The organism is Pseudomonas sp. WS 5078 (genome assembly GCF_012985745.1).
GTDB classification, from domain to species: Bacteria; Pseudomonadota; Gammaproteobacteria; order Pseudomonadales; family Pseudomonadaceae; genus Aquipseudomonas; species Aquipseudomonas lundensis_A.
Genome location: NZ_JAAQWX010000015.1, coordinates 59133 through 84443 on the forward strand (window position 1 = coordinate 59133; position 25311 = coordinate 84443).

Genomic DNA, 25311 nt, shown 5'->3' on the forward strand with positions numbered 1-25311 from the left:
GTTCAGCCTTCCTGAATAGAAGCCCTCGCGCCCAATGGTTGATCATTCCATGCAATCCACTGTTTCACACAAATCCCGTCGTTGGCTGGTTGGCCTTTTGCTCGTGTTAATCGTCATCGGTCTGTGCTGGTGGCTGTGGCCGACTTCGTCGAAAAAAGAACAGGCCGCCCAGCCTGAGGGCCGTACCAGTAAGTCGGGGATGATGCGTCCGGGGTTTGGCGGTTCGACCCAACCTGTGCCGGTGCGGGTGTCTGACGTGAAGCGCGGGGATTTTCCGGTGTTCTACAAGGCGCTGGGCACCGTGACAGCACTCAATACCATCAATGTGCGCAGCCGCGTGGCGGGGGAACTGGTCAAGGTTTACTTCAAGGAAGGCCAGATGGTTAAAGCCGGCGAGTTACTGGCTGAAATCGATCCGCGCAGCTATCAAAACGCCTTGCTTCAGGCTGAAGGCACGCTGTTGCAGAACCAGGCCCAACTCAAGAATGCTCAGGTCGATGTGCAGCGCTATCGCGGCCTGTATGCCGAAGACAGTATCGCCAAGCAGACGCTGGACACGGCCGAAGCGCTGGTCAGCCAATATCAGGGCACGGTGAAAACCAATCAGGCAGCGGTCAACGATGCCAAGCTCAACCTCGAATTCACCAAGATCCGTGCCCCCATCAGCGGCCGCGTAGGCTTGCGTCAACTGGACGTCGGCAACCTGGTCGCGGCCAATGACACCACGGCCCTGGTGGTCATCACCCAGACCGAGCCCATCGTGGTCAGTTTCACCTTGCCCGAGAACGATCTGGCGCTGGTGATTGCGCGCTATCGCTCGGGTGCCAAGCTGCCGGTTCAGGCGTGGGACCGCGGGGATCGCAAAGAGCTGGCAGTGGGCGTGTTGAGCAGCATCGATAACCAGATTGATATCACCACCGGCACCTTGAAATTCAAGGCGCTGTTCGAAAACCGCGACCAGACGCTGTTCCCCAATCAGTTCGTGAACGTGCGCTTGCTGGCAGACACCTTGAAAGATGTGATCCTTGCCCCGTCGGCGGCTATCCAGTTCGGCACCAACGGCTCGTTCGTGTATGCGATGGACGGCGACAATAAGGTCAAGATTCGTAGCGTGAAAGTGGGCGCCACTGACGGTGATGTGACGGTGATCGAGGAGGGGCTTGAGCCCGGCGATCGCGTGGTGCTTGAGGGCACTGACCGCCTGCGCGATGGCGGGGCGGTAGAGGTGGTCAATGACAGCGCCGACGTACCCGCCACCCCGGCTTCGCACCTGCAAGGCGGTGCGGCGGCGGGTGACGCGGCAACGCCTGCTGCCGACGCTGCCAAGACCAAGGCCCACGAATGAATCTGTCGCGGCTGTTTATCCTGCGCCCGGTCGCAACCACGCTGTGCATGCTGGCCATCGTGCTGTCCGGGATCATCGCCTACCGCCTGTTGCCGGTATCGGCCTTGCCCCAGGTGGATTACCCGACCATCCGCGTCATGACGCTGTACCCCGGCGCCAGCCCGGATGTGATGACCAGTGCGGTGACGGCACCCCTGGAGCGTCAGTTCGGGCAGATGCCGGGGCTGACGCAAATGGCGTCCACCAGTTCTGGCGGCGCCTCGGTGCTGACGTTGCGGTTCAACCTCGACATCAACATGGACGTGGCCGAGCAGCAGGTGCAGGCCGCGATCAATGCCGCGAGCAACCTGTTGCCGAGCGATTTGCCAGCACCGCCGGTGTACAACAAGGTCAACCCGGCCGACACGCCGGTACTGACCTTGGCCATTACATCCAAAACCATGCTCTTGCCCAAGCTCAATGACCTGGTCGATACGCGCATGGCACAAAAGATCGCCCAGATCAGCGGTGTGGGCATGGTCAGCATTGCGGGCGGTCAGCGTCAGGCAGTACGGATCAAGGTCAACCCCGAGGCGCTGGCGGCCAATGGCCTGAATCTGGCGGACGTGCGTTCGCTGATCGGTGCCTCCAACGTCAACCAACCCAAAGGCAACTTTGACGGCCCGACCCGTGTATCGATGCTGGATGCCAACGACCAGCTCAAAACACCGCAGGAGTACGCCGAGCTGATCCTCGCCTACAACAATGGCGCGCCTTTGCGACTCAAGGACGTGGCCGAGATTGTCGATGGTGCCGAAAACGAGCGCCTTGCGGCCTGGGCCAACGAGAACCAGGCGGTCCTGCTCAATATCCAGCGTCAGCCGGGCGCTAACGTCATTGAAGTGGTCGATCGCATCAAGGCCTTACTGCCCAGCATTACCGACAACTTGCCTGCGGGTATTGATGTCACGGTGTTGACCGACCGCACGCAAACCATTCGCGCTTCGGTGCGCGACGTGCAGCACGAACTGTTGATCGCCATTGCCCTGGTGGTGATGGTGACGTTCCTGTTTCTGCGGCGTGCCAGCGCCACCCTCATTCCGTCGATTGCCGTGCCGCTGTCATTGATCGGCACCTTTGGCGTGATGTACCTGGCGGGGTTTTCCATCAACAACCTGACCTTGATGGCACTCACCATTGCCACCGGGTTCGTGGTGGACGATGCCATCGTCATGCTGGAAAACATCTCGCGTTACATCGAGGAAGGCGACAGCCCGATGCAGGCGGCGCTCAAGGGCGCCAAACAGATTGGCTTTACCCTGATTTCCCTGACGCTGTCGCTGATTGCCGTGTTGATTCCGTTGCTGTTCATGGCGGACGTGGTCGGGCGTCTGTTTCGCGAGTTCGCCATTACCCTGGCGGTGGCGATCCTGATCTCGCTGGTGGTGTCGTTGACCCTCACGCCGATGATGTGCGCCCGTTTGCTCAAACCTGAACCCAAGGAAGAAGAGCAGGGCCGTTTCTACCGGGCCAGCGGCGCCACGATTGACTGGATGATTGCGCAATACGGCCGCATGTTGCAGTGGGTGCTCAAACACCAGCCGCTGACGTTACTGGTGGCCATCGGCACGCTGGCCCTGACCGTGTTCCTGTACCTGATCGTGCCCAAGGGCTTCTTCCCGGTGCAGGACACCGGGGTGATTCAGGGTATTTCCGAAGCGCCGCAGTCCATTTCGTTCAGCGCCATGAGCCAGCGTCAGCAGGCGTTGGGCGCCATCATCCTGCAGGACCCGGACGTAGAAAGCCTGTCGTCGTACATCGGTGTCGACGGCGATAACGCCACGCTGAACAGCGGCCGCATGCTGATCAACCTCAAGCCCCACAGCGAACGCAGCGACAGCGCCTCGGACGTAATTGCGCGCTTGCAGCCGCAGCTCGACAAACTGGCGGGCATCCGGTTGTTCATGCAACCGGTGCAGGACTTGACCATTGAAGACCGGGTAAGCCGTACCCAGTATCAATTCAGCCTGTCATCCCCGGATGCCGAGTTGCTGAGCACCTGGAGCCAAAAGCTGGTTACCGCGCTGTCCAACCAGCCCCAATTGACCGACGTTGCCAGCGACCTGCAAGACAAAGGTTTGCAGGTGTACCTGGTGATTGACCGTGATGCCGCCTCGCGGCTCGGCGTGACGGTGGCCAACATTACTGATGCGCTGTATGACGCATTTGGCCAGCGGCAGATTTCCACCATCTACACCCAGGCCAGCCAATACCGTGTGGTCTTGCAAGCGCAGGACGGCGAGAAAATCGGCCCGCAGGCGTTGGACCAGATCCATGTCAAAACCACTGACGGCGGGCAAGTTCGCCTGTCGAGCCTGACTAAAGTCGAAGAGCGTCAGGCGCAACTCGCGGTCTCGCATATCGGCCAGTTTCCGTCCGTTATGGTCTCCTTCAACCTTGCTCCCGGCGTGGCACTGGGGGAGGCGGTTGAGCTGATTGATCAGGTGCAGAAAGACATCGGCATGCCGGTGGGCGTCCAGACCCAGTTCCAGGGCGCAGCGCAAGCGTTTCAGGCCTCGTTGTCGAGCACCTTGCTGCTGATTTTGGCGGCGGTGGTGACCATGTACATCGTGCTGGGTGTGCTCTACGAGAGTTACATTCACCCGATTACCATTCTGTCGACCTTGCCGTCGGCGGCGGTCGGCGCTTTGCTGGCGTTGATCCTCAGTGGCAATGACTTGGGAATGATCGCCATCATCGGCATCATCTTGCTGATCGGCATTGTGAAGAAAAACGCGATCATGATGATCGACTTTGCCCTCGACGCAGAGCGTAATCAGGGCATGGCCCCGGAGCAGGCGATTTATCAGGCGGCCTTGCTGCGTTTCAGGCCGATCCTGATGACCACGCTGGCGGCCCTTTTCGGTGCTGTGCCGTTGATGCTGGCCACTGGCTCGGGTGCGGAATTGCGCCAGCCATTGGGCCTGGTGATGGTCGGCGGTTTGTTGGTGAGTCAGGTATTGACACTGTTCACCACGCCGGTGATTTACCTGTACTTCGACCGTCTGGGCCGCCGCTGGCGCGGTGACGCGGCCGAACCTGAGCAGGCGCCGCTATGAATTTGTCCGGCCCTTTCATCCGGCGGCCCGTCGCCACCATGCTGCTGAGTCTCGCCATCATGTTGCTGGGCGGGGTGAGTTTCGGGTTGTTGCCGGTTTCGCCACTGCCACAGATAGACTTCCCGGTGATTGTGGTGTCGGCCAGCTTGCCGGGTGCAAGCCCCGAGGTCATGGCATCCACGGTGGCCACGCCGCTGGAGCGTTCTTTCGGCGCGATTGCCGGGGTTAACACCATGAGCAGCCGTTCGAGTCAGGGCTCGACACGGGTGATTCTGCAATTTGATCAGGACCGCGACATCAATGGCGCCGCCCGTGAAGTGCAAGCAGCGATCAACGCGTCACGCAACTTGTTACCCAGCGGCATGCGCAGTATGCCGACCTACAAAAAGGTCAACCCGTCGCAAGCCCCGATCATGGTGCTCTCGCTGACCTCGGATGTGCTGTCCAAGGGCGAGCTGTACGACCTGGCCTCAACCATCTTGTCGCAAAGCTTGTCGCAAGTTCCGGGGGTGGGCGAAGTGCAGATCGGCGGCAGTTCGCTGCCCGCCGTGCGTATCGAGCTGGAGCCGCAGTTGCTCAACCAGTACGGCGTGTCGCTGGACGAGGTGCGCAACACCATTGCCAACGCCAACGTGCGACGCCCCAAGGGCGCGGTGTCCGATGGTGAACGCAATTGGCAGATTCAGGCCAACGATCAACTGGAAAAGGCCAAGGATTACGAGCCGCTGATCATCCGCTATCAGGATGGCGCAGCGCTGCGCCTGAGCCATGTGGCCAAGGTTCAGGACAGTGTGGAAGACCGCTACAACAGTGGTTTCTTCAACAATGACGCGGCCGTGTTGCTGGTGGTCAATCGGCAAGCGGGCGCCAACATCATCGAGACCGTAAACGCGATCAAGGCCCAGTTGCCTGCGCTGCAAGCGGTGTTGCCGGCCAGCGTGAAGCTGAACCTGGCCATGGACCGCTCCCCGGTGATCAAGGCCACCTTGCATGAGGCGGAAATGACCTTGCTGATCGCCGTGGCGCTGGTGATTGTGGTGGTGTTTCTGTTTCTCGGCAATTTCCGCGCGTCACTGATTCCTACACTGGCTGTACCGGTTTCGCTGGTTGGCACCTTTGCCATCATGTACCTCTACGGGTTTTCGCTGAACAACCTGTCGCTGATGGCGCTGATTCTGGCCACCGGGTTGGTGGTGGACGATGCGATTGTGGTGCTGGAGAACATCTCGCGCCACATCGATGCCGGGATCGCGCCCATGAAGGCTGCGTACCTGGGAGCGAAGGAAGTCGGGTTCACATTGTTGTCGATGAACGTGTCGCTGGTGGCGGTGTTCCTGTCGATCCTGTTCATGGGCGGCATCATTGAAAGCCTGTTTCGCGAGTTTTCCATCACCCTGGCGGCCTCGATCGTGGTGTCGCTGGTGGTGTCGCTCACCCTGACCCCGATGCTCTGTGCCCGCTGGCTCAAGCCCCATGTGCCGGGCACTGAAAATGCCATGCAGCGCTGGAGCAACAGGCTCAACGAGCGCATGGTCAGCGGCTATGCCCGCAGTCTGGACTGGGTGCTGCGGCACAAGCGGCTGACGCTGTTCAGTTTGCTGGTCACCATTGGGGTGAACGTGGCGCTGTACGTGGTCGTGCCCAAAACCTTCATGCCGCAGCAGGACACCGGGCAGTTGATCGGATTCGTACGCGGGGATGACGGTCTGTCGTTCAGCGTGATGCAGCCAAAAATGGAGACCTTCCGCAAAGCCGTGCTGGCTGACCCGGCGGTTGAAAGCGTCGCGGGCTTTATCGGCGGCAACGGCGGCACCAACAACGCAATCATGATCGTGCGCCTCAAGCCGATTTCGGAGCGCAAGATTTCGGCGCAAAAGGTCATTGAGCGTCTGCGCGAAACCCTGCCTAAAGTCCCGGGTGGGCGCCTGATGTTAATGGCGGATCAGGATTTGCAGTTTGGTGGCGGTCGCGAGCAAACCAGTTCGCAGTATTCGTACATCTTGCAAAGTGGCGACCTCAGTGAGCTGCGCACCTGGTACCCGAAAGTGGTTGAAGCCCTCAAGGCGCTGCCCGAGCTGACTGCGATTGATGCCCGCGAAGGTCGCGGTGCGCAGCAAGTTACCCTGGTCGTCGACCGCGATCAGGCCAAGCGCCTCGGGGTGGACATGAACATGGTCACGGCCGTGCTCAATAACGCCTACAGCCAGCGTCAAATATCGACCATCTATGACAGCCTGAACCAATACCGGGTGGTCATGGAGGTCAATCCCAAATACGCCCGGGACCCGCAAACCCTGAATCAGGTGCAGGTCATCACGGCGGACGGGCAGCGCATTCCGCTGTCCACCATCGCTCATTATGAAAACAGCCTGCAAGACGACCGGGTGGAACACGAAGGGCAGTTTGCCTCTGAAACCATAGCCTTCGACCTGGCCAACGGCGTATCGCTGGAACAGGGTACGGCGGCCATCGAGCGGGCCATTGCCAAACTCGGTTTACCCGAAGACGTGATTGCCAAAATGGCCGGCACTGGCGATGCCTTCGCCGCCACGCAGAAGAGTCAGCCCTTCATGATTCTCGGCGCGTTGGTGGCGGTGTATCTGGTGCTGGGGATTTTGTACGAAAGCTACATTCACCCGCTGACCATTCTGTCGACGTTGCCCTCGGCCGGGGTGGGTGCGCTGTTGAGCATCTACATCACCGGCGGGGAATTCAGCCTGATATCGCTGTTGGGGCTGTTCTTGTTGATCGGCGTGGTCAAGAAAAACGCCATCCTGATGATCGACCTGGCGTTGCAACTGGAGCGCCATTCGGGCATGAACCCGCAGGAGTCGATCCGCAGTGCGTGCCTGCAACGCTTGCGGCCGATTTTGATGACCACGCTTGCCGCGTTGCTGGGCGCCTTGCCGCTGATGCTCAGCCATGCAGAAGGCGCAGAAATGCGGCAGCCGCTGGGCCTGACCATTATCGGCGGCCTGATTTTCAGCCAGATTTTGACCCTTTACACCACTCCGGTGGTTTACCTCTATCTCGACCGTGCACGCCGTCGCTTCAATCAATGGCGCGGCGTGCGCACTGATGCAGCCCTGGAAACTCCGCTATGACGTCTCGTTTGCTTACCCTCGCTCCGGCCCTGTCGCCACAACGTTGGGCGCTGGCCCGTGGCTCGCGCCTGCTGGGGCTGGTGTTGTCCGGGCTGTTGCTCAGTGCCTGTGCCATAGGCCCGGACTATCAGCGACCCGAAGCGGCCACACCCGTGGCCTTTAAAGAAGCCGCAGGCTGGCGCCAGGCCAATCCCAGTGACGCATTGGAGAGGGGCGCTTGGTGGGAGTTATACGGCGATCCGCAGCTTAACGCGCTGGTGGAAACCCTGAACCGTTCCAACCAGAGCGTGGCGCAGTCCGAAGCGCAGTTCCGTCAGGCTCAAGCCCTGGTGCGCAGCGCGCGTGGTGCGTTCTTTCCCAGCGCCGACCTGAGTGTGGGCAAGACCCGTTCGAGCCAGGGCACCGGCAGTTCCAATTCCAGCCTGACCAGTTCCAGCAGCGGCATCCGCGACACCCTCAACGCGCAAGTCGGCGTGAGCTGGGAGGCTGACGTGTGGGGCAAACTGCGCCGCGGGCTGGAGGCCAACCAGGCCAGCGCCGAAGCCAGCCTGGCCGACCTGGCCGCCATGCGCCTGAGCCAACAGTCGGAATTGGTGCAGAACTACCTGCAATTGCGGGTAATCGACGAGCAAAAGCGTCTGCTTGAAGCCACGGTGCAGGCCTATGAGCGCTCACTGAAAATGAGCGAAAACCAATACCGGGCCGGGATCTCCGGGAAAGATGCGGTGGCGCAGGCGCAAACCCAGTTGCGCAATACCCAGGCCAACCTGATCGACCTGATCTGGCAACGGGCGCAGTTTGAAAACGCAATCGCTGTGCTGACCGGCCAACCGCCAGCCGGTTTCACACTGGCTGAAATACAGAACGTGCCGGACTTGCCGCGCATTCCGCTGAGTCTGCCTTCGCAATTACTGGAGCGACGCCCTGACATCGCGTCGGCCGAGCGGGCGATCATCGCCGCCAACGCCAATATCGGAGTAGCCAAGGCTGCGTATTACCCGGATTTCAGCCTGAGCCTGCAAGGTGGGTACAGCAGCAGCACCTACGAAGACTGGATCAGCGTGCCCAACCGCTTCTGGTCGGTGGGGCCGAAAATTTCGTTGCCGTTATTCGATGGCGGCCAGCGATCCGCCGAGGTGGATCGCAATGAAGCGGTGTACGACCAGACGGTCGCCAAATACCGCCAGACCGTACTCGATGGTTTTCGCGAAGTGGAAAACTATCTGGTGCAACTAAAAGTGCTGGAGGACGAGGCGGTGGTGCAACGTCAGGCACTGGAGTCGGCCCGCGAGTCGTTGCGTTTGACCCGCAATCAGTACAAGGCCGGACTGATTGCCTATCTGGATGTGGTGGTGGTTCAGGCCACGGCCCTGAATGCGGAGCGCACCATGCTCACGCTGGAGCAGAATCGGTTGCTCGCCAGTGTGAAACTGATTGCCGCGCTGGGCGGTGGCTGGGACGGCAATACCGATCTGAGCGCCCGTGAAAAAGCTGACAGGCCGTAACGCCATTGGCTGCTAACGGTGAAACGTAAACCGGTCCTTGCCCGCGTTTTTTGATTCATACAGCGCCTTGTCGGCCTTGGCCAACGCCTGATTAAGGGTGTCCAGGTCCCCAACCCTGACCAGGCCGATGCTGACGGTCACAGGATGTGCTGCCGGGTCGTTACGCACCCGGCTGCACAGCGCCGCCATCAACATTTCGACATCATCACGCCGCACACCGGACAAGTACACCGCGAACTCTTCGCCGCCCAACCGCGCATATTCATAGCCCTGCATGACGGTCTTGATACTGGCGGCGGTGCGCTTGAGCACCTCATCGCCGATGTCATGCCCGTACAGGTCATTCACTTTTTTGAAATTGTCGATGTCGATCATCGCCAGATAATGATCCTGTTCGCGCGGCGTGTGGGTCAGTAATTCAGTGGCGCGGGTCATGAAGGAGCGTCGGTTGGGAATCTCGGTCAGGGTGTCGATGTAGGCCTGGGTCAGCAACAGTTTGGACATCGTGTAGTTGTAGAGTTTGATACGTCGCAGCTTGAAAAAACTGTAGATGGTCAGGCCGCTGAGAAACACGTAGTAGCTCAGGATCAACGTGCCGCGCAGGTCAAAGAACTCGACGTCGGTCATCCAAAAAGGGTTGAGTACGACCCAGGTCACGCCCACGACCGAGAAAAATCCCCAACGGCTAAGCGGCAACACCGCAGCGTTGTAGAGCAGGCTGGAGGTGGCGAGGATCAGCCAGATGGGCTGCGCGTCACTGGGCAAGCCAAACACGATCAGGCGGATGCCCGTGGTGATTACCAGCACATAAATCAGGTTAAGAACGTCGAAGTGACGGGCCTTGCGGATAAACCCGAGCACGATGGTCAAGACCACCATGGTGCCGAAAAAAAGCATAGAGAGCGCGGTAAAGCCCTGAAGCCCCTTAAAGCTGACGATCAGATCAAACAGCAGCCAGATGACAATGCTGGAGATGTAGGTAAGACGGCAAAAGGTGCGTAGTTTTTCAAAGTCGTGTTGAGCGAATTCAGCTTGCAAGGCGGGCGGCGCGGCGTGCTTTGAGATTTCATTTTCCAGGGTCTTGAGCATTGCAAGCCTTGATCACGGTCGTTGAAGGGAGCGTTCAGCGGTCGTGGGTCCGAGTCATCAAGGGGGCCAAGACAACGCCTCCCGGACCACGCACCGATAACCCTAGCAGGAGTTGGAGGGTTAGCCGTGCGGATCGTTCAGGGGCAGGCCAAAGAAAGGCGCGTGCTCAATCGACGTGCGCAAGCACCTCGCCCACGCTGCGACGGCGGGCATAGTGTTCACTGGTACGGATCAGGGTTTCGAGGTCTTGCGGGGTGACGTCGATAAACGCGTCCATCTCGGCCAATGCCTGTTGCAGGTCCTTGGCGGTAATGCCCGGATCACCGTCGACAGGAGGGGCGATCACGTTGGGCGCCGGTTCGGCAGTTTTTTTCGGGTAGCGCACCCGGGTCAGGTTGTTGTAGGCCAGCGCCGCCAGCAGCATGCACACGGCACTGAGCATGACCGGGGCCAGCAGCTCCCAGCCCAGGCGGGCGCTGTCCGGGTCGGCCAGTACCACCAGCAAGGCCAGCGCACCGGCGGGCGGATGCAGGCAGCGCAACAGGCACATCACCACCAGCGCGAGGCCGACTGCCAGGCAAGCGCTGGTCAGGTCGCGGCCCAAATAATGTGCAACGAGCAAGGACACAACTGTGGCGCACAGGTAGCCGCCGAGTATGGACCAGGGCTGTGCCAGGGCGCCGGAAGAGACGGCAAACAACAGGATGGCGGAGGCACCCAGCGGTCCGATCAGGTGCAGGGCGACCGGCAGGCCGAAGAAACGGCTGCACAGCCAAACACTGAACAGGGTACCCAGGGAGACGCCAATGGCGGCGCGGCTCCATTCGATGGGGCGGGTATTTGTAGCCGCAGGCAAAAGGCGGCTGATCCAGCGGATTGGCATGGTGGAGAACGTCCGGGAGAGTCAGGCAGCAGGTCAAAAAAGGGCTTGGCGGGGGACCCGGCAAGCCCTTGAACTGTTCCTTCATGGGGGAAGGGACCGGCGTAGTCTGACCCGCGCCGATACAATCCGCAAATTCATAATAATGAGGGTTGAGTGCAATGGTTTTGATGTTTGGTTTAGCTGGCCAGGCCCGGTCGCGTCTCTGCCAGTTTGCCAAGCACCCGGTCATGAACGTCATTGCTCAACAATTGATGTTCCAGAAATTCATGCAGGTCGACGCTGGGGCTCATTGAACCTTTGAGTACAAGCAAAGCATCGCGAAGTTTAACCAACCTGCTTAGTTCAGGTGTGTGCATCATTTCTCGCCTGTCGGCCAATGGCCGGACGATTTCACGGGGGGGGCAGAGTGCATGGGCGGATTGCTCGGGCAGGTCACGGTCGTTGGCCAAAAAAACTTCACTCGTCATGTTGTACTCCATTTATCCAGGGACTTTGGGCGCGCTTCCTTGATGACAATTCAAGGGCCGCACACAGGTGTGCAATCCCTTGAAACAACAGGTCTGGGGTGGTGGGCTCAGCGAATCGGTTTAAGGGTGGGAACACATCGCGTGGCAGCAGCCAGCGGCAGATCTGGCAGCGATACAACGGGTGACACAAACGGCGTTTACACGGCCCGAGATCTTAGATCCAAAGGGGCGATTGTAAGGCCGCTTGCGAGGGACATGTTGTCAGGCAGTGAGTAGCTGACGATAAGATTTACGGAGAAAGTCGTAGGATCTTTCAAATATCGAAGAAAGGGTTTTCGGTTGCCCTTTACTGACGCTATTCGATCCAAGGTTGGACACCTGTTGATGCAAAAGCCTTACAACACTAGTCGACCGCCCTCAGCCCTATTGGGTTACAGGCTTTTGCATCGGGATCGCATTAATCATCAAACCCGACCTGCTCATGGATCTCGTCAACCTTCAGTTCAAGGCGATACGCCACTGCAATGAACAATGCCTGACACAAGCACAACGTCGCGCTGAGCGAACGGAACGCAAAGGAACTGCCTTCATTGACCAGCAACACACTGTTGGCGCGCTTGGCCAGCGGTGACAGGTTGCTGTCGGTGATGATCAGGGTCTTGGCCTGATGCAGCTGGGCAATGCGCAGGCAATGCTGGGTCTCTTTGCCATAGGGAGTGAAGCTGATGGCAATTACCAGGTCGTTGGCGCGCACGCTGCGCATTTGCTCGCGGTAACTGCCACCCAGGCCTGAGACCAGATGAATGCGCTTGTTGGTGTGTTGCAGATTGTAGACCAGGTAGTCAGCGACTGCGAAGGAACGTCGTACGCCGACCACGTAAATATTGTCGGCATTGACGACAAGGTCCACGGCTTTGTCGAAGGCCAGATCATCCAGTTCCAGCCCCAGGCGTTCGATGCCGGACAGCGTGGCATTGATGCACTCGCGCGCCAGATCGCCGCCGCTGGCTTTCTGCGACTTGTTGGCAATCATGTTGCGAATGCGTTGCTGGTAATTCTGCACCGGGGTGGTTTTGTGGGTGTACGCCTCGCGGAACAGGGCCTGCATTTCGCTGAAACCACTGAACCCGAAGCGTTGGGAAAACCGCACGATGGCCGACGGGTGCACGTCGCACTCGCGGGCGATATCGCTGATGCGATCCACCATGATGCGGTCACTTTGCTGGCTCATGTAGCTGGCGATCCGCTTGAGCTGGCGCGGCAGGCTTTCGTATTCCTCGGTAATGAGTTGCAACAGGCGCTCGGCACTCACCGGCGGGCTGGTCAATGCGCGCTCTGGCGTTGGCTCGACGGATGCCGGCTGATCGGTGGATGACATAGAGGTGTCCTTATCAATGGCGCTGGGTGGTCACGGGGGCAGGTTTTTTAGCTGCGCAGTCTACAGGGTAGGTGCAAATAAAATCCTGACCAGCCGATCAATCCAGCGTGGGCTGAATCGATGCACGCGGGAAAATCATCGCGGCGCATGCAATATGGAACAAAAATTCTACATTAAAAAATTATGGAATAAATATTGTTTATTGCGCTGTGACGTTTTAGTCTTCATCCCACTTACAGCGCTTGGGCCCTGACGGGTGCCACGTGCAGGCTGATAAAAATAACAGGAGCCACCATGGGACAGACTCGTTTTGCCGCAGGCCGTGATTTGGATGTGATCTGCCTGGGCCGTTTGGGCGTCGACCTTTACTCGCAACAAGTCGGGGCGCGGCTGGAAGATGTCAGCAGCTTTGCCAAATACCTCGGCGGCTCTTCGGCCAACATTGCGTTCGGTACGGCACGGCTGGGCTTGCGTTCGGCCATGCTGAGCCGCGTCGGGGACGATCATATGGGGCGTTTCCTGCTGGAGTCGCTGGCCCGTGAAGGCTGTGACGTCAGCGGCATCACGGTTGACCCGCAGCGTCTGACGGCGCTGGTATTGCTGGGCCTGAAAGACCGCGAAACCTTTCCCCTGGTGTTCTACCGCGAAAACTGCGCCGACATGGCACTGCGCGCCGACGACATCGACCCGGCCTTTATTGCCTCAAGCAAAGCGCTGCTGATTACCGGGACCCACTTTTCTACCGAGGGCGTGTATCAGGCCAGTATTCAGGCCCTGGATTACGCCGCGCAGCACAACGTCAAACGGGTGCTGGACATCGACTATCGCCCGGTGTTGTGGGGGCTGGCCGGCAAGGCTGACGGGGAAACGCGCTTTGTCGCTGACGAGAAAGTCAGCGCCCACGTGCAATCGATCCTGCCGCGTTTCGACCTGATTGTCGGCACCGAAGAAGAATTTTTGATCGCGGGGGGCGGCACGGATTTGCTGGCGGCCTTGCGTAAGGTGCGTTCGCTGACCGACGCCACGTTGGTGGTCAAGCTGGGGCCGCAAGGTTGCACGGTGATTCATGGCCAGATCCCGGCCCGCCTGGAAGACGGCGCCATTTACCCCGGTGTGCGCGTTGAAGTCCTCAACGTACTCGGGGCAGGGGATGCCTTCATGTCGGGCTTTCTCAGTGGTTGGCTGGAAGACGCCAGTGACGAGCGTTGCTGCCAGTTAGCCAATGCCTGCGGAGGCCTGGTGGTGTCACGGCATGCTTGCGCGCCCGCCATGCCCACCCGGGCTGAACTCGACTACCTGTTTAACAGCCCGGTGCCCATCACCCGGCCGGATCAGGACACTGCGCTGCAACGTCTGCATCAAGTCAGCGTCCCTCGCAAGCAATGGAAACAGCTGTTTGTGTTTGCCTTCGATCATCGCTGGCAACTGCTGGAAATAGCGCAGCAGTACGGCCGTGACCCGAACAGCATATGCGCCTTGAAGCAGCTGTTCATCCAGGCGGTCGAGCGTGTTGAAACCGATTTGCGGCGCCAGGGCATCGAAGCCGATGTGGGCCTGCTGGCCGATCAACGGTTTGGCCAGGACGCGTTGAATGCCGCCAGCGGCCGTGGCTGGTGGATTGCCCGTCCGGTGGAGGTGCAGGGTTCGCGACCGCTGGCCTTTGAACACGGGCGCTCCATTGGCAGCAACCTCATCGCCTGGCCGCACGAACAAATCATCAAATGCCTGGTGCAGTTCCATCCGGACGATGAGCCTTTGCTGCGGCTGGAACAGGAAGCGCAAATCAAGGGGTTGTATCAGGCTTCGCTGGCCAGCGGCCATGAGCTGCTGCTGGAAATCATCCCGCCCAAGGATCACCCTTCGACCCACCCGGATGTGCTCTACCGCGCCATCAAGCGCTTGTACAACCTGGGCATTTACCCGGCGTGGTGGAAAATCGAAGCCCAACCGGCCGAGGTCTGGCAGCAACTGGATGCTTTGATCCAAGCGCGTGATCCGTATTGCCGCGGTGTTGTGCTTCTGGGCCTGAACGCGCCTGCCAGTGCGCTGGCCGAAGGCTTTCGCCAGGCATCCCGGAGCACCACGTGCCGTGGTTTCGCGGTGGGGCGCACGATTTTCCAGGAACCGGGCCGCGCCTGGCTGGCCGGTGAAATCGACGACGCGACGCTGATCGAGCAGGTACAGGGCACTTTTGTGCAACTGATCGACGCGTGGCGAACGGCCCGCAGCTGATCCGGCCGCGACGCCCCGCAAACCTTCCAAAACAATAATAGGTGCAGCCATGCCCGCTATCCGTATTGGCATCAACCCGATTTCATGGAGCAACGATGACCTGCCCTCGCTGGGCGGTGAGACACCCCTCAGCACCGCGCTGAGTGAAGGCAAGCAGATCGGCTATGAAGGGTTTGAACTCAACGGCAAGTTCCCCAAGAGTGCTCAGGGCGTCGCTGATGTCCTGCGCCCTTACGACCTGGCCCTGGTGTCGGGCTGGTACTCCAGCCGTCTGGCACAACGTTCGGCCGCCGAAGAAATCGACGCCATTGCCAGCCACGTGCAGCTGTTGGCGCAAAACGGCGCCAAGGTGCTGGTGTACGGCGAAGTGGCCGACTCGATTCAGGGCCAGCGTATTCCCTTGGTTGAACGCCCGCGTTTTTATACCGAACGGGCCTGGCAGGACTATGCCGACAAGCTCAATGAACTGGCGCGCTACACCCTGTCGCACGGCATCCGCTTGGCGTATCACCATCATATGGGCGCTTACGTCGAGTCCCCTGCGGACATCGATACCCTGATGCGCCTGACCGGGCCTGAAGTCGGCCTGCTGTTCGACGCCGGCCACTGCTACATGGGCGGCGGTGAGCCGGTCGAGGTGTTGCGCACGCACATTGACCGTGTCTGCCACGTGCATTTCAAGGACGTGCGCAAGCCTGTGGTGCAACTGGCGCGCAACAACCTGTGGAGCTTCCCCGATTGCATCATCAACGGCACGTTCACGGTGCCGGGGGACGGCGACATTGATTTTGGCGAGTTGTTGGACGTCCTGCTGGCCGCCGACTACCACGGCTGGCTGGTGGTAGAAGCCGAACAGGACCCGGCCGTGGCGCCCAGTTTTGCCTACGCGCAAAAAGGGTTTCAAACCTTGCGCGCGCTGCTGGACGAGAGGGGGCGGGCATGAATTTACTGATTAAGCGCCAGAAAACGGGCCAGCCCCTGGTGCAACTGCCCTCCGGTGCGCTGGAGTATGTGGGGTTCAGTGCTTATCGGCTGCACGCGGGCGAGACCTTGCCGGTGACGGCCGGGCAGCAAGAGCTGTGCCTGGTGTTGCTCAGCGGGCGGGCGAACGTTTCCGGTGAAGCGCCCGGGCAGGGCGTGTTTCAGTGGGAGGGTATTGGCGATCGTGAGTCGGTGTTTGAGGACAAATCGCCCTTTGCTGTTTATCTACCACCCGGCAGTCAGGCGCAGGTGCACGCGCTTAACGAGGTCCATATCGCCGTCTGCGCCGCCCCCGGTGCCAGCACGGCCGGGCTTGGGCCTCGGCTGATTACCCCGCAGAGCATGAAACGCAGTGTGCGCGGCAAGGGCGCCAATACCCGCTATGTGTGCGACATCCTGCCCGACACCGAGCCTGCCCATTCGCTGCTGGTGGTGGAGGTGCGCACGCCGTCCGGACACTCCTCCAGCTACCCGCCGCACAAGCACGACACCGACGACTTGCCGCACCAGAGCTTTCTAGAAGAAACCTATTACCACCAGATCAATCCACCGCAGGGCTTTGTGTTTCAACGGGTCTACACCGATGACCGCAGCCTCGATCAGGCAATGGCCGTAGAGAACAGCGACCTGGTGGTGGTGCCCAAGGGCTATCACCCGGTCAGCGTGCCTTATGGCTATGAGTCGTATTACTTGAACGTGATGGCAGGGCCCAAGCGGGTCTGGCAATTCCACAATGACCCGCAACACAGCTGGCTGATGGACCTTTAACTTTTAGGAGAACACTACGCATGAGCACGACCCCGGTGATTGGCCACTACCTTGACGGCCACGTTCAGGATGCTGGCAGCGAACGCTTCAGTGATGTCTTCAACCCGGCGACGGGCAGCGTGCAGGCGCGTGTGGCCCTTGCCACCCAGCGCACCGTCGATGACGCTGTCGCGTCCGCCCTCAAGGCGTTCCCGGCGTGGTCGGAACAGTCATCACTGCGCCGCGCCCGGGTGATGTTCAAGTTCAAGCAACTGCTGGACGAGCATCACGACGAACTGGCGCAAATCATCTGCCGTGAACACGGCAAAGTCTTCTCCGACGCCAAGGGTGAAGTCACCCGCGGGATCGAAATCGTCGAGTACGCCTGTGGCGCGCCGACACTGCTCAAAACCGATTTCAGCGACAACATCGGCGGCGGTATCGACAACTGGAACCTGCGCCAGCCACTGGGCGTCTGTGCAGGTGTAACGCCGTTCAACTTCCCGGTGATGGTGCCGTTGTGGATGATTCCGCTGGCATTGGTGACCGGCAACTGTTTTATCCTCAAGCCCTCGGAGCGCGACCCGTCCGCCAGTCTGTTGATGGCACGTCTGCTGACCGAAGCCGGCCTGCCGGACGGCGTGTTCAACGTGGTGCAAGGGGACAAAGCCGCAGTCGATGCACTGTTGCAACACCCGGACGTTGAAGCCATTTCTTTTGTCGGCTCAACCCCCATTGCCGAGTACATCTATCAGCAAGGGACAGCGCGCGGCAAGCGGGTTCAAGCGCTGGGCGGGGCCAAAAACCACATGATCGTGATGCCCGATGCCGACCTCGATCAAGCGGCAGACGCATTAATGGGAGCTGCCTATGGCTCGGCCGGGGAGCGCTGCATGGCGATCTCGATTGCCGTCGCAGTCGGTGATGTGGCCGATCAGTTGATCGAGAAACTGTTGCCGCGCATCGACCGGCTCAAAGTCGGCAACGGCCTTCAGCCCGACAGCGAAATGGGCCCGCTGGTGACGGCGGAGCACCGGGCCAAGGTGATCGGCTTTATCGATCAGGGCGTGGCCCAAGGCGCACAGCTCATCGTCGATGGTCGTGAGCTCAAGGTGCCGGGTGCCGAGCAGGGCTTTTTCGTCGGCGCCACGCTGTTCGACCAGGTGACGCCCGACATGAGCATTTATCAGCAGGAAATTTTCGGCCCGGTGCTCGGCATCGTTCGCGTACCGGACTTCGCGAGTGCGGTGGCGTTGATCAATGCTCATGAGTTTGGCAACGGTGTGTCCTGCTTTACCAGCGATGGCGGCGTGGCGCGGGCGTTTGCACGCACGATCAAGGTCGGCATGGTGGGGATTAACGTGCCCATTCCGGTGCCCATGGCCTGGCACTCGTTCGGCGGCTGGAAGCGCTCGCTGTTTGGCGATCATCATGCGTATGGCGAAGAAGGCATTCGTTTCTACAGCCGTTACAAAAGCGTGATGCAACGCTGGCCTGACAGCATCGCCAAAGGCCCTGAATTCAGCATGCCAACGGCCAAATAATCATCGCTCACAACGCTGCGCAACCGGACCGCCGGTTGCCGCAGCTGCTGTGCAAGTTCAAGGGTGCAGACATGACGACAACACGACTGACCATGGCCCAGGCGCTGGTCAAGTTTCTCGATAACCAGTACGTCGAAGTGGACGGGGTCGAGAGCAAATTTGTGGCCGGGGTGTTTACGATTTTTGGCCACGGCAACGTGCTGGGCCTCGGGCAGGCGCTGGAACAAGACAGCGGCAGCCTGGTGGTGCATCAAGGCCGTAACGAACAGGGCATGGCCCACGCGGCCATCGGGTTTGCCAAGCAACACCTGCGGCGCAAAATCTACGCCTGCACCGCGTCGGTCGGCCCCGGCGCGGCCAACATGCTGACGGCCGCCGCCACGGCCACTGCCAACCGTATCCCGCTGTTGCTGTTGCCGGGGGATGTGTACGCCAGTCGCCAGCCCGACCCGGTTTTACAACAGATCGAGCAGTTCCATGACTTGAGCATCAGCACCAACGATGCCTTTAAAGCCGTGAGCAAATACTGGGACCGCATCAACCGCCCGGAACAGTTGATGAGCGCCGCTCTCCATGCGATGCGTGTGCTGACCGATCCCGCCGAGACGGGTGCCGTGACCCTGGCCCTGCCGCAGGATGTTCAGGCTGAAGCCTACGATTACCCGGATTACTTTCTGCAAAAACGCGTGCACCGTATTGATCGACGCGTGCCGACGGTAGCGATGCTGGCCGATGCGCAGGCGATTGTGCAGCGCAAGCGCACGCCGCTGATCATCTGTGGCGGCGGCGTTAAATACGCAGGCGCCAATGCCGCGTTGCAGGCGTTTGCCGAACGCTTCGGGATTCCGTTCGCAGAAACGCAGGCTGGTAAAAGTGCCATCGTGTCAGCGCACCCGCTGAACATGGGCGGTATCGGTGAAACCGGGTGCTTGGCGGCCAACCTGCTGGCGCCGCAGGCGGACCTGATTATCGGCATCGGCACCCGCTATACCGATTTCACCACGTCGTCCAAATCGTTGTTCAAGCACCCGGAAGTCGAATTTCTGAACCTCAACGTCAGCCCCTGTGACGCGCTCAAGCTTGATGGCGTGCAACTGGTTGCCGATGCCCTGGCGGGGCTGCAAGGGCTGAGTGAATGCTTGGCGGCCAGCGGCTACCACGCGCAATGGGGTGACGCACCGCATCAGGCCAGGGCACAACTGGAGGCTGAAGTGGACCGTGTATTTCAGGTCGACTACCAACAGCCGGACTTCACGCCCGAAATCAGTGACCACATGGACCCGGCCGTGCTGCGTGAGTTTATCGAGCTGACCGGTTCGTGCCTGACCCAAAGCCAGGTGTTGGGCGTACTCAATCACAGCCTCGACGACAGCGCTGTGATCGTCGCGGCCGCAGGCAGCCTGCCCGGGGATCTACAACGGGCCTGGCGCAGCAAGGGCGTGAACACTTACCACGTGGAGTACGGCTACTCGTGCATGGGCTATGAAGTCAACGCCGCATTGGGGGTCAAGCTGGCCGAGCCTGCGCGCGAGGTCTATGCGTTGGTGGGTGATGGTTCCTACATGATGCTGCACTCCGAGTTAGCCACTTCGATTCAGGAGCGCCAGAAAATCAACGTGGTGCTGCTCGACAACATGGCATTCGGCTGCATCAACAACTTGCAGATGGGCAACGGCATGGACAGCTTCGGCACTGAGTTCCGTTTCCGTAACCCTGAGACCGGCAAGCTGGACGGCGGCCTGGTACCGGTGGACTTTGCCATGAGTGCAGCGGCTTACGGCTGCAAAACCTATAAAGTCAGCACCCTTGAGCAACTTCATGCGGCGCTGGCCGATGCCCGGCAGCAGACGGTGTCCACCCTCATTGATATCAAAGTGCTTCCCAAAACCATGATCCACGGCTACCTGTCGTGGTGGCGTGTGGGCGTGGCGCAAGTGTCCACCAGCGCACGCACGGCCGAAGCCGCGAAGCACCTAAACCGTCAGCTCGCCCACGTGCGGCAGTACTGATTGCAACGCTCTCTTATAAATCCAACAGGAGTCTGCACATGTCGTTGAACACTCAAGCCTTGAAGTTGGGCGTAATCGGGACCGGCGCGATTGGCCGTGATCATATTCGTCGTTGCAGCCAGACCTTGCTCGGCAGTCAGGTGGTGGCAGTCACGGACATCAACCTGCAACAGGCGGCGCAGGTGGTTGCCGAGCTGGGCATAAGCGCCGAGGTGTACCCGGACGCGCACGCGCTGATTCAGGCGGCTGAGGTCCAGGCCGTGCTGGTCACGTCCTGGGGGCCGAGCCATGAAGAATATGTGCTGGCGGCTATCCAGGCCGGCAAACCGGTGTTTTGCGAAAAGCCGCTGGCAGTAACGGCGGCCGGTTGTCGCAACATCGTCGACGCGGAAATCGCCCATGGCACACGGTTGGTGCAAGTCGGTTTCATGCGCCCGTACGACGCGGGTTATCAGGCGCTCAAGGCCGTCATCGACAGCGGCCAGATCGGCGAGCCGCTGATGCTCCATTGTGCTCACCGCAACCCGCGAGTGGGTGAGAACTACAAAACTGACATGGCCATCACGGATACTTTGATCCATGAGCTGGACGTGTTGCGCTGGTTGCTCGACGACGATTATGTGTCGGTGCAAGTGGTCTTCCCGCGCAAAACCAGCAAAGCGTTGGCGCACCTGCGGGACCCGCAAGTGGTGCTACTGGAAACCGCCAAAGGCACGCGCATCGATGTGGAAGTATTCGTGAACTGCCAATACGGCTATGACATTCAATGCGAAGTGGTGGGTGAAACCGGTATTGCCAAACTCCCGGAGCCGTCGCAAGTGCAGCTGCGCAGTGAGGCCAAACTGTCGAATGCGATTCTGATGGATTGGAAAGATCGCTTCATCGCGGCCTATGACGTCGAGCTGCAAGCCTTTATTGACGGCGTGCGTGCCGGGCACGTTGGTGGCCCTTCGGCATGGGACGGTTTTGCCGCCGCCGTGGCAGCCGATGCCTGCATCGAAGCGCAGCAGAGCGGGGCAATCGTAAAGGTTGAACTGCCGCAACGTCCGCGCTTTTACGGCTGACGCCTCTTTATTGCCCCCCCTGCGTAGTCGCTGCCGAGTAGCGTGAGGCTGCTAGCTTTCCCTCATCCTTGCGCTGCTCAAATCCGATCACAGATCTATCAAGGAGTATTGCCATGCGCATTGGACTGGTCGGATTTGGCCAGGGTGGCCGCTTTTTTCATGCGCCGTTGATCGCCAGTCTGCCCGGCGTGACCTTCGCGGGTGTGGTCACGCGCTCAGCAGAGCGCCGTCAATTACTGGCCAACGATTACCCCGCAGTCAGGCCCTTTGACAGCCTGGCGCAACTGGCAGAGGCCGGGGTTGACCTGTTGGTGATCAGCACGTCGCTGCACGGGCGAGCCGAGGTGGTGATGCAAGCCATCGAGCTGGGCATTGCGGTCGTGAGTGACAAACCATTCGCTGCCGACACTGTGCAAGGGCAACAGCTGATGGACGCTGCAGAGCGTCAAAACGTGTTGCTGAGTGTGTATCAAAACCGGCGCTGGGATTCGGACTTTCTGACCGTGCGCAAGCTGATTGATGCCGGGGCATTGGGGACGGTCACGCGCCTGGAGTCATTCATCGAGCGGTATGCGCCTGCGTCGGCAGGCACTACCAGCGGCGGCGGTGTGCTGCGCGATTTGGGCAGTCACCTCGTGGATCAAGCGCTGCAACTGTTTGGCCCGGTGAGGTCGGTGTACGCCGAGATGGCGAGCAGCCCTCAAGCCCCGGACGTTGACCACAGCTTCTTTATGGCATTGACCCATCGCAATGGCGTGGTTTCCCACCTCGGCGCCAGCGTCCTGCAAAACAGCCCGCGCCCGCGTTTTCGGGTGAGCGGTACTTCGGGTTGTTACAGCGTTGAAGGACTGGACGGGCAAGAAGCGGCGTTGCTCGCAGGTCGCACCCCCAAAAGCGAAGGGGATCACTGGGGGGCTGAAGAACATCGACGCTGGGGGTGGTTTGAACAGGGCGAGGAGCGGGAAAGGGTGCCGTCCGAGCATGGGGGCTGGGATCAGTTCTATCGGCAAATGATCGCGGCCGTACAAGGGCAAGGGCCTGTACCGGTGTTACCGCTGGAAGCCGTGCAAGCGTTGCAGGTGCTGGATGCTGCGCGACGCAGTGCGCAGCTGGGCGAAGTTGTGACGTTGGCTGAGGGTTAAAATAGAAAATAGAACGCTATAAATTCTAAAATCAGTTGATGTAGAAATTATTTTCCAATAGAGTCAATTTCAGCTTAGCGCCACCAAGTACCGCATCTATAAAATCAACAAGAATGTGGAGACTGCCCCAAATGAAACCCAGCTTACGTATCGCATCCCTTGCCCTCTCGATCCTCTTCGCCAGCGGCGCGGCCCTGGCCGATGTCAACATTGGCGTGAGCATGTCGCAGTTCGATGACACTTACCTGACGTACCTGCGCGAGTCGATGAACGACAAAGCCAAAACCTATCCTGAAGGGGTCAAGTTGCAGTTTGAAGACGCCCGTGCAGACGTGGTCAAGCAACTGAGTCAGGTCGAAAACTTTATCAGCCAAAAGGTCGACGCGATCATCGTCAACCCGGTGGACACGGCGACTACCAACCGTATTACCAACGCCGCCGTCGCGGCAGGGATCCCGCTGGTGTACGTCAACCGCCGTCCCGACAACCCCGACCTGCCGCAGGGCGTAGCCACAGTGGCTTCCGATGACCTTGAAGCCGGGCGCATGCAGATGCAGTACCTGGCCGAGAAGATGGGCGGCAAGGGCAATATTGTGATTCTGCTCGGCGATCTGGCCAACAACTCCACCACTAACCGCACCAAGGGTGTGAAAGAGGTACTGACCAAGTACCCCGATATCAAAATCGCTCAGGAGCAGACCGGCGCCTGGTTACGGGACAAAGCCATGACCCTGACCAATGACTGGATCACCCAGGGCCAGGCGTTCGATGCCGTAGTCTCCAACAATGACGAAATGGCCATCGGTGCCGCGATGGCGCTCAAGCAGGCAGGCGTTGCGCAAGGCAAGGTCTTGATTGCGGGCGTCGACGGTACTGAAGACGGTGTGCGGGCGGTCGAGAAGGGCAATTTAACCCTCTCGGTATTCCAGGACGCCACCGGGCAGGCCAACGGCTCAGTCGAGACGGCGCTGAAAATGATCAAAAAGGAGCCCTACGAGCAAGCGGTCTGGGTGCCGTTCCAACGGATCACCCTAGACAACGTCAACCAGTATAAAAAGTAGTCGTCAACTCAACCCCACAACAACAATAAGCGGTGAGGCTCAGGCCTCGCCCGCTGTCCCGGCACAGACCGGGGCGCCTGAGGAGTACTGGCTATGCTCGCGTCAGCGACTGTTTCAAGGACCCCGCCCGTGGCGTCTGCCCCTGACGCCACCGCGCAGGATGCGCCCTACCTGTTGGAAGTGGTGAGTGTCAGCAAGGGCTTCCCTGGTGTGATTGCCCTGGATGACGTGCAGCTGCGCGTGCGCCCCGGCTCAGTGTTGGCGCTGATGGGCGAGAACGGCGCCGGCAAGTCCACCCTGATGAAAATCATCGCCGGTATCTACCAGCCCGACGCAGGGGAGTTGCGCTTGCGTGGCCAACCCGTCTCCTTCAATGGGCCGCTGGCGGCCTTGCAGGCCGGGATTGCCATGATTCATCAGGAGCTCAACCTGATGCCGCACATGAGCATCGCTGAAAACATCTGGATCGGCCGCGAACAGCTGAACAGTCTGCGCATGATCGATCACCGCCAAATGTACCGTTGCACTGCGCAACTGCTGGAGCGCTTGCGCATTAACCTTGATCCGCAGGAGCTGGTCGGCCACCTGAGCATTGCCGAGCGCCAGATGGTTGAAATCGCCAAGGCGGTGTCCTATGACTCGGACATTCTGATCATGGATGAACCGACCTCGGCCATTACCGATAAAGAAGTCGACCACCTGTTTTCGATCATTGCCGACCTCAAGGCGCAGGGCAAAGGCATCATTTACATCACCCACAAAATGAACGAAGTGTTCGCCATCGCCGATGAAGTGGCGGTGTTCCGTGACGGCGCCTACATCGGCCTGCAACGTGCCGACAGTATGGACAGCGACAGCCTGATTTCAATGATGGTAGGCCGCGAGCTGACGCAATTGTTCCCGGTGCGGGAAAACCCGCTGGGGGAGTTGCTGTTGTCAGTGCGTGACTTGCGTCTGGACGGGGTGTTTGACGGTGTGTCGTTCGATCTGCATGCCGGGGAGATCCTGGGGATCGCCGGGCTGATGGGCTCGGGCCGCACCAACATCGCCGAAACCCTGTTTGGTATCACCCCGAGTGATGGCGGTGAGGTTCAGCTTGACGGTCAGGCACTGCGCATCACCAGCCCCAACCTGGCGATTGAAAAGGGCTTCGCGCTGTTGACCGAAGACCGTAAGTTGACGGGCCTGTTTCCTTGCCTTTCCGTGTTGGAAAACATGGAAATGGCGATCCTGCCGCATTACGCCGGCAACGGTTTCATCCAGCAAAAAGCTCTGCGCGCGTTGTGCGAGGACATGTGCAAGAAGCTGCGGGTCAAAACCCCGTCGCTTGAGCAGTGCATTGACACCCTGTCCGGAGGCAACCAGCAAAAAGCCTTGCTGGCGCGCTGGTTGATGACCAACCCGCGGCTGTTGATTCTGGATGAACCGACCCGTGGCATTGACGTAGGCGCCAAGGTCGAGATTTACCGGCTGATTTCATTGCTCGCCAGTGAAGGCATGGCTGTGATCATGATTTCTTCGGAGCTGCCTGAAGTGCTGGGCATGAGTGACCGGGTCATGGTCATGCATGAAGGTGAGCAAATGGGCACGCTGGATCGGGCCGACGCCACTCAAGAGCGTGTCATGCAACTGGCCTCCGGCATCACGGCGATTCATTAACCG

Annotated in this window: 17 protein-coding genes; 13 read left to right on the top strand and 4 right to left on the bottom strand. The window is 59.8% G+C overall.

What is annotated here, in order from left to right; translation table 11 throughout:
• Positions 1-34 precede the first annotated feature (34 nt).
• The 4 genes from HBN68_RS18340 to HBN68_RS18355 are packed head-to-tail and all read left to right on the top strand — an operon-like array spanning position 35 to position 9052.
• Complete coding sequence (locus tag HBN68_RS18340) at positions 35-1345, top strand: MdtA/MuxA family multidrug efflux RND transporter periplasmic adaptor subunit (protein WP_169965651.1); 1311 nt, start codon at positions 35-37, stop codon at positions 1343-1345.
• The gene (locus HBN68_RS18345) at positions 1342-4443 is read left to right on the top strand and encodes an MdtB/MuxB family multidrug efflux RND transporter permease subunit (RefSeq protein ID WP_169965630.1); all 3102 of its coding nucleotides are present in this window, start codon (positions 1342-1344) and stop codon (positions 4441-4443) included. The genes HBN68_RS18340 and HBN68_RS18345 overlap by 4 nt, the downstream gene beginning before the upstream one ends.
• Positions 4440-7547, top strand: a complete 3108-nt coding sequence (locus HBN68_RS18350; RefSeq protein ID WP_094993353.1) for an efflux RND transporter permease subunit — start codon at positions 4440-4442, stop codon at positions 7545-7547. The genes HBN68_RS18345 and HBN68_RS18350 overlap by 4 nt, the downstream gene beginning before the upstream one ends.
• Positions 7544-9052 carry an efflux transporter outer membrane subunit gene (locus HBN68_RS18355; protein ID WP_169965628.1) on the top strand — a complete coding sequence of 503 codons (1509 nt, stop codon included), beginning with the start codon at positions 7544-7546 and terminating at the stop codon, positions 9050-9052. The genes HBN68_RS18350 and HBN68_RS18355 overlap by 4 nt, the downstream gene beginning before the upstream one ends.
• A 12-nt stretch (positions 9053-9064) precedes the next feature.
• Here the strand turns inward: HBN68_RS18355 and HBN68_RS18360 are convergent, their stop codons facing one another.
• From HBN68_RS18360 to HBN68_RS18375, 4 genes are all read right to left on the bottom strand, one after another.
• Complete coding sequence (locus tag HBN68_RS18360) at positions 9065-10141, bottom strand: GGDEF domain-containing protein (RefSeq protein WP_094993354.1); 1077 nt, start codon at positions 10139-10141, stop codon at positions 9065-9067.
• Positions 10142-10307: 166 nt separating this feature from the next.
• Positions 10308-11024, bottom strand: a complete 717-nt coding sequence (locus HBN68_RS18365; RefSeq protein WP_094993355.1) for an HPP family protein — start codon at positions 11022-11024, stop codon at positions 10308-10310.
• A gap of 176 nt (positions 11025-11200) precedes the next feature.
• Positions 11201-11491, bottom strand: a complete 291-nt coding sequence (locus HBN68_RS18370) for a hypothetical protein (RefSeq protein WP_169965626.1) — start codon at positions 11489-11491, stop codon at positions 11201-11203.
• Positions 11492-11948: 457 nt separating this feature from the next.
• Positions 11949-12869 (bottom strand): MurR/RpiR family transcriptional regulator, encoded by a 921-nt coding sequence (locus HBN68_RS18375; protein ID WP_094993357.1) that lies wholly within the window; start codon positions 12867-12869, stop codon positions 11949-11951.
• A gap of 294 nt (positions 12870-13163) precedes the next feature.
• On the opposite strand from HBN68_RS18375, the gene iolC reads away from it, so the two are divergent.
• From iolC to HBN68_RS18420, 9 genes are all read left to right on the top strand, one after another.
• On the top strand, positions 13164-15101 hold the full coding sequence (gene iolC / locus HBN68_RS18380) for a 5-dehydro-2-deoxygluconokinase (protein ID WP_094993358.1): 1938 nt from the start codon (positions 13164-13166) through the stop codon (positions 15099-15101).
• 49 nt (positions 15102-15150) lie between these two features.
• Entirely contained in the window at positions 15151-16044 is an 894-nt protein-coding gene (iolE, locus tag HBN68_RS18385) for a myo-inosose-2 dehydratase (RefSeq protein ID WP_169965624.1), read from the top strand.
• Complete coding sequence (iolB, locus tag HBN68_RS18390; RefSeq protein WP_094993360.1) at positions 16041-16850, top strand: 5-deoxy-glucuronate isomerase; 810 nt, start codon at positions 16041-16043, stop codon at positions 16848-16850. The genes iolE and iolB overlap by 4 nt, the downstream gene beginning before the upstream one ends.
• A gap of 20 nt (positions 16851-16870) precedes the next feature.
• The gene (locus HBN68_RS18395; protein WP_094993361.1) at positions 16871-18373 is read left to right on the top strand and encodes a CoA-acylating methylmalonate-semialdehyde dehydrogenase; all 1503 of its coding nucleotides are present in this window, start codon (positions 16871-16873) and stop codon (positions 18371-18373) included.
• A 71-nt stretch (positions 18374-18444) separates the two neighbouring features.
• Positions 18445-20382: a 3D-(3,5/4)-trihydroxycyclohexane-1,2-dione acylhydrolase (decyclizing) gene (gene iolD / locus HBN68_RS18400; RefSeq protein ID WP_094993405.1), complete on the top strand. Its 1938-nt coding sequence runs from the start codon at positions 18445-18447 to the stop codon at positions 20380-20382.
• Between the two features lie 38 nt (positions 20383-20420).
• Positions 20421-21446: a Gfo/Idh/MocA family oxidoreductase gene (locus HBN68_RS18405; protein ID WP_094993362.1), complete on the top strand. Its 1026-nt coding sequence runs from the start codon at positions 20421-20423 to the stop codon at positions 21444-21446.
• Between the two features lie 113 nt (positions 21447-21559).
• Positions 21560-22588 carry a Gfo/Idh/MocA family oxidoreductase gene (locus HBN68_RS18410; RefSeq protein WP_169965622.1) on the top strand — a complete coding sequence of 343 codons (1029 nt, stop codon included), beginning with the start codon at positions 21560-21562 and terminating at the stop codon, positions 22586-22588.
• A gap of 131 nt (positions 22589-22719) precedes the next feature.
• Complete coding sequence (locus HBN68_RS18415) at positions 22720-23649, top strand: sugar ABC transporter substrate-binding protein (protein ID WP_094993364.1); 930 nt, start codon at positions 22720-22722, stop codon at positions 23647-23649.
• Between the two features lie 93 nt (positions 23650-23742).
• Positions 23743-25308, top strand: coding sequence for a sugar ABC transporter ATP-binding protein (locus HBN68_RS18420; protein WP_094993365.1), 1566 nt, complete (start codon positions 23743-23745; stop codon positions 25306-25308).
• The last annotated feature ends 3 nt before the right edge of the window (positions 25309-25311 follow it).

Excerpts from the sequence above, each read along its gene's own strand:
- HBN68_RS18340 (WP_169965651.1), top strand. The coding sequence starts at position 35 with ATGGTTGATCATTCCATGCAATCCACTGTTTCACACAAATCCCGTCGT.
- HBN68_RS18345 (WP_169965630.1), top strand. The coding sequence starts at position 1,342 with ATGAATCTGTCGCGGCTGTTTATCCTGCGCCCGGTCGCAACCACGCTG.
- HBN68_RS18350 (WP_094993353.1), top strand. The coding sequence starts at position 4,440 with ATGAATTTGTCCGGCCCTTTCATCCGGCGGCCCGTCGCCACCATGCTG.
- HBN68_RS18355 (WP_169965628.1), top strand. The coding sequence starts at position 7,544 with ATGACGTCTCGTTTGCTTACCCTCGCTCCGGCCCTGTCGCCACAACGT.
- HBN68_RS18360 (WP_094993354.1), bottom strand. The coding sequence starts at position 10,141 with ATGCTCAAGACCCTGGAAAATGAAATCTCAAAGCACGCCGCGCCGCCC.
- HBN68_RS18365 (WP_094993355.1), bottom strand. The coding sequence starts at position 11,024 with ATGCCAATCCGCTGGATCAGCCGCCTTTTGCCTGCGGCTACAAATACC.
- HBN68_RS18370 (WP_169965626.1), bottom strand. The coding sequence starts at position 11,491 with ATGACGAGTGAAGTTTTTTTGGCCAACGACCGTGACCTGCCCGAGCAA.
- HBN68_RS18375 (WP_094993357.1), bottom strand. The coding sequence starts at position 12,869 with ATGTCATCCACCGATCAGCCGGCATCCGTCGAGCCAACGCCAGAGCGC.
- iolC (WP_094993358.1), top strand. The coding sequence starts at position 13,164 with ATGGGACAGACTCGTTTTGCCGCAGGCCGTGATTTGGATGTGATCTGC.
- iolE (WP_169965624.1), top strand. The coding sequence starts at position 15,151 with ATGCCCGCTATCCGTATTGGCATCAACCCGATTTCATGGAGCAACGAT.
- iolB (WP_094993360.1), top strand. The coding sequence starts at position 16,041 with ATGAATTTACTGATTAAGCGCCAGAAAACGGGCCAGCCCCTGGTGCAA.
- HBN68_RS18395 (WP_094993361.1), top strand. The coding sequence starts at position 16,871 with ATGAGCACGACCCCGGTGATTGGCCACTACCTTGACGGCCACGTTCAG.
- iolD (WP_094993405.1), top strand. The coding sequence starts at position 18,445 with ATGACGACAACACGACTGACCATGGCCCAGGCGCTGGTCAAGTTTCTC.
- HBN68_RS18405 (WP_094993362.1), top strand. The coding sequence starts at position 20,421 with ATGTCGTTGAACACTCAAGCCTTGAAGTTGGGCGTAATCGGGACCGGC.
- HBN68_RS18410 (WP_169965622.1), top strand. The coding sequence starts at position 21,560 with ATGCGCATTGGACTGGTCGGATTTGGCCAGGGTGGCCGCTTTTTTCAT.
- HBN68_RS18415 (WP_094993364.1), top strand. The coding sequence starts at position 22,720 with ATGAAACCCAGCTTACGTATCGCATCCCTTGCCCTCTCGATCCTCTTC.
- HBN68_RS18420 (WP_094993365.1), top strand. The coding sequence starts at position 23,743 with ATGCTCGCGTCAGCGACTGTTTCAAGGACCCCGCCCGTGGCGTCTGCC.